The 8,635-nt window shown below is 55.5% G+C and carries 5 protein-coding genes and 3 pseudogenes; 5 read left to right on the forward strand and 3 right to left on the reverse strand.

Annotated features, from left to right (window positions below; translation table 11 throughout):
• Positions 1 to 72 precede the first annotated feature (72 nt).
• The gene (locus tag DEM27_RS17620) at positions 73 to 1,566 is read left to right on the forward strand and encodes a sensor histidine kinase (protein ID WP_245445903.1); all 1,494 of its coding nucleotides are present in this window, start codon (positions 73 to 75) and stop codon (positions 1,564 to 1,566) included.
• Positions 1,563 to 2,000, forward strand: a complete 438-nt coding sequence (locus DEM27_RS17625; RefSeq protein WP_109459543.1) for a response regulator — start codon at positions 1,563 to 1,565, stop codon at positions 1,998 to 2,000. Before DEM27_RS17620 ends, DEM27_RS17625 begins: the two co-directional genes overlap by 4 nt.
• Positions 2,001 to 2,123: 123 nt before the next feature.
• Here the strand turns inward: DEM27_RS17625 and DEM27_RS17630 are convergent, their stop codons facing one another.
• The gene (locus DEM27_RS17630; protein ID WP_109459544.1) at positions 2,124 to 2,366 is read right to left on the reverse strand and encodes a hypothetical protein; all 243 of its coding nucleotides are present in this window, start codon (positions 2,364 to 2,366) and stop codon (positions 2,124 to 2,126) included.
• 445 nt (positions 2,367 to 2,811) lie between these two features.
• Between DEM27_RS17630 and DEM27_RS35075 the strand changes: the two are divergent.
• Positions 2,812 to 2,883 (forward strand): annotated as a pseudogene (locus DEM27_RS35075) (hypothetical protein); the annotation flags it as partial.
• Here DEM27_RS35075 and DEM27_RS17635 read toward each other — a convergent pair.
• A pseudogene (locus tag DEM27_RS17635) lies at positions 2,882 to 3,007 on the reverse strand (transposase); the annotation flags it as partial. The pseudogenes DEM27_RS35075 and DEM27_RS17635 overlap by 2 nt on opposite strands.
• A 685-nt stretch (positions 3,008 to 3,692) precedes the next feature.
• On the opposite strand from DEM27_RS17635, the gene DEM27_RS17640 reads away from it, so the two are divergent.
• The gene (locus tag DEM27_RS17640) at positions 3,693 to 5,735 is read left to right on the forward strand and encodes a DUF4214 domain-containing protein (protein WP_109459545.1); all 2,043 of its coding nucleotides are present in this window, start codon (positions 3,693 to 3,695) and stop codon (positions 5,733 to 5,735) included.
• 259 nt (positions 5,736 to 5,994) lie between these two features.
• Here the strand turns inward: DEM27_RS17640 and DEM27_RS17645 are convergent, their stop codons facing one another.
• Positions 5,995 to 8,037: a DUF4214 domain-containing protein gene (locus DEM27_RS17645; RefSeq protein ID WP_109459546.1), complete on the reverse strand. Its 2,043-nt coding sequence runs from the start codon at positions 8,035 to 8,037 to the stop codon at positions 5,995 to 5,997.
• Between the two features lie 476 nt (positions 8,038 to 8,513).
• Between DEM27_RS17645 and DEM27_RS17650 the strand changes: the two are divergent.
• A pseudogene (locus tag DEM27_RS17650) lies at positions 8,514 to 8,635 on the forward strand (IS256 family transposase); the annotation flags it as partial.

Here is an 8,635-nt window from a genome sequence, read left to right on the forward strand (position 1 = left end):
TTTCCAAAGCCGGCCTTTTCTTTTGAAAGGACTGTCCTACATTGCCTTGACCCTTGTTTTTACGGATACAGCATGAAACCCGGCAGCTCTTTTGTGCGGTCCACGATGCTGATGCTGGCGGTCGGCATCGTTATCCTGCTCGTGATCGTTGCGTCTTCGCTTTGGCTCGTCCACCAGAACGCCAAATATTCCGACCAGACGGCCGAGCTTCGCCGGGTGCGCAGCGCCACCATCGACCTGTTCTCGACCATACAGAGCGCGGAAAGCGGGCAGCGGGGCTTCCTGCTCACCGAAGAACCGAGCTATCTCGATCCTTATGCCGAGGCGATTTCCCAGCTTCCGGCGCGACGGGCGACCCTTTCGAAAAATATCGTCGGCAAGCCGGAATACGAAACGCACCTTGCCGAACTGGATGCGCTGATCGACGGCAAAGTAAAGGAGATGGAAGGCACGATCACGTCCGCCAGGGCCGGTGACCGCACCGCGGCTCTGGACATGGTGGCGACGGATGCTGGGAAAAACAGCATGTACGCCATTCGCCGCATTCTGGAGGGCTTCCTGGCGCAGACCGATGAGCGGCTGCGCGTTATCGTTGTCGATCAGCTCAGCGCCGCCAATAGCCTGCAATGGGTGACGCTGGGCGGCGCAATCGCCATATTGCTGGTTGTCGGCGGCTCGGTCGCCATCATCCTGCAGCATGTGCGCGATCTGTCACGCGCCCACGCCGAGTTGGCGATCCTCAATGCCGGCCTGGAAACACGCGTCGAAGAGCGAACCCTCGATCTCATGCGCGCCAACGACGAAATCCAGCGCTTCGCCTACATCGTCACCCACGACCTGCGTGCGCCCCTCGTCAATATCATGGGTTTCCTCAGCGAATTCGAAAACGGCCTCAAGGATCTGCGTAGCCACATGCTCGCAGCCCCGGAGAAGCAAACGGACGAAAGCGAACGCCTGGCCAGACTTGCCGTGGAGGAAGAACTGCCGGAAGCCATGGGCTTCATCCGTTCGTCCACACGCAAGATGGATTCGCTGATCAACGCCATCCTGAAGATTTCCCGTGACGGGCGCCGCAAGCTGATGCCCGAAACGCTCGACCTCAAAGCCACCATCAATGCGACCGCCGCCAGCATCTACCACCAGATCTCGGCCTCCGGCGGCGAGTTGGAGATTTCGGTAGACGTGCCGCAGATCACCACCGACCGGTTCTCGCTCGACCAGATTCTCGGCAATCTGCTGGATAATGCCGTCAAGTACCAGAAACCGGGCCGGCCACTGAAGCTGGCGATCACTGCCCATGCCGAATCGCGCAACCGCATCAGGATCGATGTCGCAGACAATGGCCGCGGTATCGCCGAACGCGACCAGGAACGGATTTTCGAGCTGTTCCGCCGCGCCGGCGACCAGGATCAGCCGGGCGAAGGAATCGGCCTTGCTTATGTGCGATCGTTAATACGAAATTTGGGCGGAGACATTATCGTGCGTTCCGAACTGGATAGCGGCAGCACCTTCATCCTGACGCTGCCATCCGACCTGACAAAAATCGTGCGGAGTATGGAGCCATGAAAGCCACCGGCCAGGAAGTCACTATCGTCATGATCGAGGACGACGAGGGCCATGCTCGTCTGATCGAAAAGAATGTTCGGCGTGCCGGCGTCCACAACGAGATCGTGCCGTTCACGCTGGGCAAGAAAGCCCTGGACTTCATCCTCGGCGAAGCTCGTGACGGCGAGGTTTCCAAGGACCGCTATCTCCTGGTGTTGCTCGACCTGAACCTTCCCGATATGTCCGGCATCGATATTCTGGAACAGATCAAGAGCAACGAACATACGCGGCGCCTGCCGGTCGTCGTGCTGACGACCACTGACGACGAGCGGGAAATACAGAAATGTTACGATCTCGGCGCCAACGTCTACATCACCAAGCCGGTCGATTATGAGGGATTTGCAACAGCAATCCGCAATCTTGGCCTTTTCTTCTCTGTCATCCAGGTTCCCTGAATAAGGCGGCGCCCCAGGCCGGCCGCCGGATCTGCCCGCTCGTCCGGAAATCGCGGCAGCCTGCCAATGGCGCGGACATCTACCTGTCACATCGGCCTGTGGGCCGGGCCAAATGCCCGCCCCTCATATCTCGTCTTTGGAAACCTCCCGGTCCACGCCGGACTGCAAGGAGGCAGGCGGAATTTCCATCGGCCGTCGGCCGCCATACCGTCTCTGATCCCGCGCCAGCAGGCGAATGATCCGGCGGATCAGCCGCGTGTGCCGGTTCGGTACGTATCGCGATTTCTGCTCCTGCCGTTCGGAATGTGACTGCAGGGAATGCAGCCGCTGCCGAATCGTCTCGATGTCGTCGTGGTTTTCCGTCATGTGTCCGTCCAACCTCTGTTGCGTTGGCCAACACTATCGAGCCTTTGTGATGTGCTGATTGTTCCAAGGGTGACAGAGCGGGCGACCAGCACCTTCGCGACAGCCGGAACGGACCGGCAGCAAGGAAACATTCCCTGACAAGGCTGGAATAGCAACTTTCAGTACTGAAAGATCTCTGTCCGGGAAGTAGTGGCGGAGAGGGTGTCCGGCTAACTTTCGTACATTGACGTTTGCAGCTATTCGCCTAGCCTTTGATCTGCTTACATTTTCGAGATTGGTCGTTCACTGTCGTTCACATCTGTTCTCATCCATCCGTATCCGAAAGTGGGGATGAAAGTAGGGAAGGAATGGCACGAAGTCTGCAGAAGCTCACCGATGTTCTCGTAAGTCCACCAAGCTAAAACCCGGCCGGCACAGTGATGGCGGCGGCCTCTATCTCAACGTCACGCCAACAGGTTCGAAGTCCTGGCTCTTCATGTGGACGTCCGCCGGCAAGCAACGGGAAATGGGGATGTGATCTGGTTCGGGTGCACGTCGAACTGCTGGGCAAGCTCAACCATTGTCTTTTCGCCCTTGATCGCGGCAAGCGCGACTTTCGCCTTAAAGGCAGGGCTGTGGTTGCGGCGGGGTCGTTTCGTCATCATGGCTCCTGTTCCCGGCATACTGCCGTGTTCAAAAGCCGAAAGCCACTTATCTCAACTGTTCAATTTTCCCGAGCCACTTCTGTGGACATGGCGGCCAGAGTCGATGACGAAAGGCTCCTGTACAATGGCTCAGTAACGAACTAATCGCCGAGGTCGAAAAGGAAACTATGGAAATTTGGATAGTTTCTGCTGAATGTGCCGTCGGGGCATATTTGAAAGAACGCCTTTCGGAAGCTTGGTACGAATTTCGTCCCGGCCTAATTCGAAGAAACTCTCCACCGAACGAACCGTCCGAATTTCGGACGCTTGGTTTTGTCCGCCCTCACGGCGGCAAGCATGTCGGTAAATTTTGGTATCAGGCAAGCGCAGTACTGGCGTGAAAGCCGCTCAGCGATGTTGTTAATTGTTGTGGTTCCCGGCGCATGGGCATGCAAATTTGCCCCCCCAGGCCGTGTGTCAGTTCGTGCCCAGATCAGAGCTGTCGAGATGGAGGAAATCAGTTCAACTGATATCCTGCCCCTCATTTTCGGAGACCAGATCGGCGCGGCCGATACGCGGAGGCTAAATCATGTAGAAGTGAAAGGGCAGACGTTAGATGCCCATGGCAGTTCGGCATAGTTGAAAATCTTCTTCCTCCAATGTAAGAATTTCATTTTTGAAAACAAATTGGTGGGGCAGGAAAATGGCATCGGTCAGCACTGTAAATGTGCCTTCGGACACTGATAGCTTCAGAATTTTCCAATTTGGTTTCTACTCGTATCGAACAACCGCGATGCATCCCGAATATTATTACCCTAATCCAACAGATTATCATCCCGCTGGGCTTTTTTACGTGGGACAAACAGGAACTGCCGCTGGGGATTTCAACGGCGATGGCCATCAAGACCTGCTCGTATCTTGGGCTGCGTCTCCGCATACCGTGCCGAATAACTTAAACCTTGTGCCCACATTGTTCCTGAACGATGGCACGGGCGTATTGCAGCCGGCAAACCAGGCGTTCCTCGGAGCGGCTCCGCAGGTGCATATGCCCTACCGGCCGGTGGTGGCAGACTTCAATGGCGATGGCGTCGATGATGTCGTCATGGCCGGAACGGGGATTGTACAACGCAATCCCGACGGTACCTACACAAATCAATATGACCCTGTCACGCTGGTGCTTTCGCAGCCCGGCGGCAAGATAGTCGATGCCAGCGCATGGATTCAAGGCCAGGAAAACGGAGGCCCGCCTGAAGGTTACGCTTCAGGACATGATATGTCGGCTGGTGATATTGATGGTGATGGTGACGTCGACCTTTATTCCATCAAGGTACTTTTCCTCAACGATGGAAGTGGTCACTTCACAACGCATTCCGAACTGCTGCCGGCCGAGGGGAAGCTTGACACCGCATATCCGATGTCGTCGGCAATTGCGGATCTCGACGGGGATGGTGTCGATGACATCGTGGTGGCCTATTCCGAAGGGAACCCCGCCTATGTGCTCTACTCCCGCTGGGCGAACGGTACTGCCGGCTGGAACGTCGAGAAACTACCCACCGGATTGTTCGGCCAGCAGAATACAAAGTTCAACCACATGAAGATTGCCGACATTAATCATGACGGTTGGGACGACATAATCCTGGGAGAAACTCGTGCCGAACCTTACTATATCGGCCGCTCGATCCAAATTTTGATCAACCAGCAGGGCCATGGCTTTGTCGACGAGACATCCGGCCGAATTGACAACACCCTTCGAGATCAATCCCACGGCGAAGGCGAACTGAGTATAGTTGATGTCGATCACGACGGGGATCTGGACATCTGGGACTCGACGAACAACGGTCAAGGATTGAATGATTCCGGAACTTCGATCGCCCTCAACGACGGAAGTGGTCATTTCACTTGGATAGACCGGTCAATCTTAGCCATCGTGGACTCGAATCAGGTGGCGGGCTTCGAAGACTACAATTCATCTCCCATCCCGCGACTTTTCCCGATCGATCTCGACGGCCAATATGGATTGGATTACTTCGGCCTAGTATATACGCCCACGAACGAGCAGTTTGAACTCACGGCATACACAGGCATCTCGACCAATGCATTCGGCCGCAGCGGATCCGAAACGCTCGGAGGACTTGCCACAAGCGACGATATCGCTGGCTTCGATGGCAACGACACTTTCATTGGTTCGAGAGGAAATGACCGCCTCGACGGAGGCATCGGTCTAGACATGGTCCGCTATGCCCTTGCCAGTGCCGACTACAAAGTTTTGCGCCTTGCCGATGGCTCCGTCGATGTGCAGAAGCCGAATGCCGAACACGACATCCTTACCGGCGTGGAGCGCGCAGAATTTGCCGATCGAATTCTCGCCTTTGATACTGCCGGCAATGCCGGCCAGGCCTACCGGATCTATCAAGCTGCTTTCGATCGCATCCCCGATGCCGGTGGCCTGTCGTTCTGGATCAAGGCCATGGATTCCGGCACCTCGCTGATCGATGTTGCCACCGGCTTCGTCGCTTCAGCCGAATTCGCCTCGGTCTATGGAGACAATCCGTCCAACTCCGATCTCATCGACAGATTTTACAAGAACGTGCTTGGACGAGACGGCGAAGCCGGCGGTGTAACCTACTGGATAGGCCAACTCGACGCCGGAGTATCACGGCAGCAGGTGCTCACCGGCTTCTCAGAGAGCGCCGAAAACATTGCCGGCGTTGCCCCGGCGATTGCCGATGGGATCTGGTACACCTGATCGATGCCACGACTGGTTGAGGCCCGACCCAATCACAGGTCTCGCATTGACCAAGAACTTGCGCCGTTCACCGCGCGAATGAATTGAGCAGGCCTGACGCCGCCAGACTGAATCATTGCCAATCTGACTATTGCCGGCATTCCTCGGCGGCTTCTTGGAGCTTAGCGCGGCAATGCCATTGGTTCTTCTTGGGTAAATAGCTGTCTCGTGAGGAGCGAAAAAATCCGTTTATCATAGAGTGCACCGCCTGCTGGCAAAATCAGACGTACCAGATGCCATCTGTGATGGCAGGAGCAACGCCAGTGATGTTTTCGGCGCTTTCGGCGAAGCCGGCGAGCACCTGCTGCCGTGATACTCCTGCGTCGAGTTGGCTGACCCAGTAGGAAATGCCTCCGGCTTCGCCGTCTCGACCCAGCACGTTTTCGTAAAGCTTGTCCACGAAATCGAGATTTGATGGATTGGCGCCATAGACCGAGGTGAATTCGGCCGACGCGACAAAGCCCGCAGCAACATCGATAAGCGACACGCCCCCATCTATTGCCTTGATCCAGAACGACAGGCCACCGGTGTCGGGGGTACGATCAAAAGCAGCTTGATAAATGCGATAGGCCTGGCCAGCGTTGCCCATGGTATCGAAAGCCAGGCTGCCATCGGTAAATTGAAGCCTTTCTATGTTCACAAGAACGTCGTCTCCGTCCCGCCCCTTCAGATCAGCTACCGCGGTCATGGCTCCTGGCCGGGTGATGTCGTATTCCGTACGGTTGCCGGAAAATTGGACCGTATCTATTCCCGTCCCACCGTCGATGCGGTCGTCAGTGGCTCCACTTCTTATCTGATCGTTGCCGCCCAACCCCCAAGCGTTCTCGTAACCGCGGGACATGACGATGACATCGTTGCCATCGGTGCCGCGGGTGGGGCTAGCCGCAGTTATGCCTTCTTGTCCAGGTTTGCTGAACTGAAGCGTGAAAATGCCGGTATCGTCGCCAGGAATGGAGTATTCAAACTGGCCATTTGCTCCCGGTTGCCGGTCAAGATGGACCATGTCCAGAACGCCGTCGCCGTTGAAGTCACCAAAGGCTGGAAATTCACCCCAATATGCATCCTTTTGCCAAAAGGAGGGATCAGCCGCAAAAAATTGGCCTGCGCCATTACTCAGCATTACGGCTGGCGCATAGGTGTCTGTGCGTTCGTAAAACTTACTGGCGATAATATCGAGATTGCCGTCGCCATTCACATCCCGGATGAGGATTTCTCGCGGATAATTGGACTCATTATTCGGAGGATATGTGGTCGAGGTCTGGTCACCCAACGCAACGCCGGTAACGTCAGAGAACGAGCCATCCGCTTGCTGATAAAGGACCTGGAGGAAGCGACCTTGGAACGCCTGCTCGACGGCGCCTGCGACATCATCGTTTCGGGTGTGCCCGAGCACCAGGTCTCTGCGCCCGTCGCCATTAAGGTCCGCTGCCGCGATGGCGTTAACCGATGTATAACCGTTATAGAATTCGGGTAACGGCAACTTCACACGGTTTTCAATTGGGAAATAGCCTTTGCTATCATTGTAGATCACAAAGCTTGATTGATTGAGATGCTGTGGATTGTTGTCGCGGATCTGTCCGAGGATAAGGTCGGGGGCGCCGTCGCCATTCAGATCCTTAAGCTCGCCGCTTCCGTAGCGGAAATAATTGTCAGGATAGGTACCGGTTATAGTTTCCTGCTCAATTCTCAGCGGATCGACGCGAAAAGAACCATTTTCGTTGATCATGAAATGGCTGGTGATGTTGTTGCCGCCGGTACTTTCAACCCACAGATCCAAGTCTCCATCCAGGTCAATATCGGCAGCGGTAACATCCTTGATATGCAGGTTGGAGCCAGAAAAAGAACCCAGGTAACTATCTTTTGGAGCATTCGCTACTGCGTCGGCAAGCACGTTCGACGCAGTAAATTGACCGGCTCCATTTCCAACAAAGAGTACCGGCGCATGACCGAAACCGGCCCGAACTGACCAGTCGTAGTGTCCCGCATCAAAAACGGCGACATCGAGTATGCCGTCTGACGTGAAATCGCCGGTAACGGCATAAGGGTTCTCAAACGCATTACCTGAAAGAGTTGCGTTCAAAACGGAGTAGCCGCCAACGCCGTTGCTAACGATTGAAACTGGTCGCTGCAACGTTCCTGGAACGTATTGAGTTTGGAGGAAATCAATAAACCCGTCACCATTGAAGTCGCCGGATGCCAAATAGCTATCCGCTGCAGTAGGCAAGCTCACCTCACTGACCGAGAATTTGTCCTTAAACGCCACAGATCGCCTCCATGTGAGTTACAGCAACAATTGTCTCGCTTAAAATCTAATGACACAAGCGAGAATATTGCGATTACACAAACGACGAGGGCGGCAAAAATGAATGGCTGCCGCGGTGGGTGCTATTCGGATAACGAGACGAAAGGCGCAGCGCACAAAAAACGTCAATCCGACGACAGATAACTCTTATCGCCATCGTCCTCGATGCAATACCTCCCGCCGCGCGGGCCGGTACAATATGTTCCAGATCTGCAGCTGCAATCATTACGGGCCGTGGGCTGCATGTCAGATGATCCAGACCCGAGAAAGCCCACGCCGCCCGCGGTCGCCTGGCAGTCCTTCTTGCTTCTGCTCAACGAGCCGTCACGGCAGATAAGATCGTGTCCCAGGAGGTGGTGTATCAGGGTATCGGCGGTCACCAGTGTTTTTCCGGTAGGGTCGGGTTGTTCAAGACCAACCTGAAGGAAAGATCACCGATGACCGACGACATGATGACCCTGCGCTCGCTCGTTGAGAAGAGCGCTGATGCCGATTTGCTCCGGGAGATGATCGGCTTTGCTGCCGAGAAGTTGATGTCCCTGGAGGTCAGCACGAAGAC

Origin of the sequence: Rhizobium album (assembly GCF_003122325.1) — a bacterium.
Lineage (GTDB): Bacteria > Pseudomonadota > Alphaproteobacteria > Rhizobiales > Rhizobiaceae > Metarhizobium > Metarhizobium album.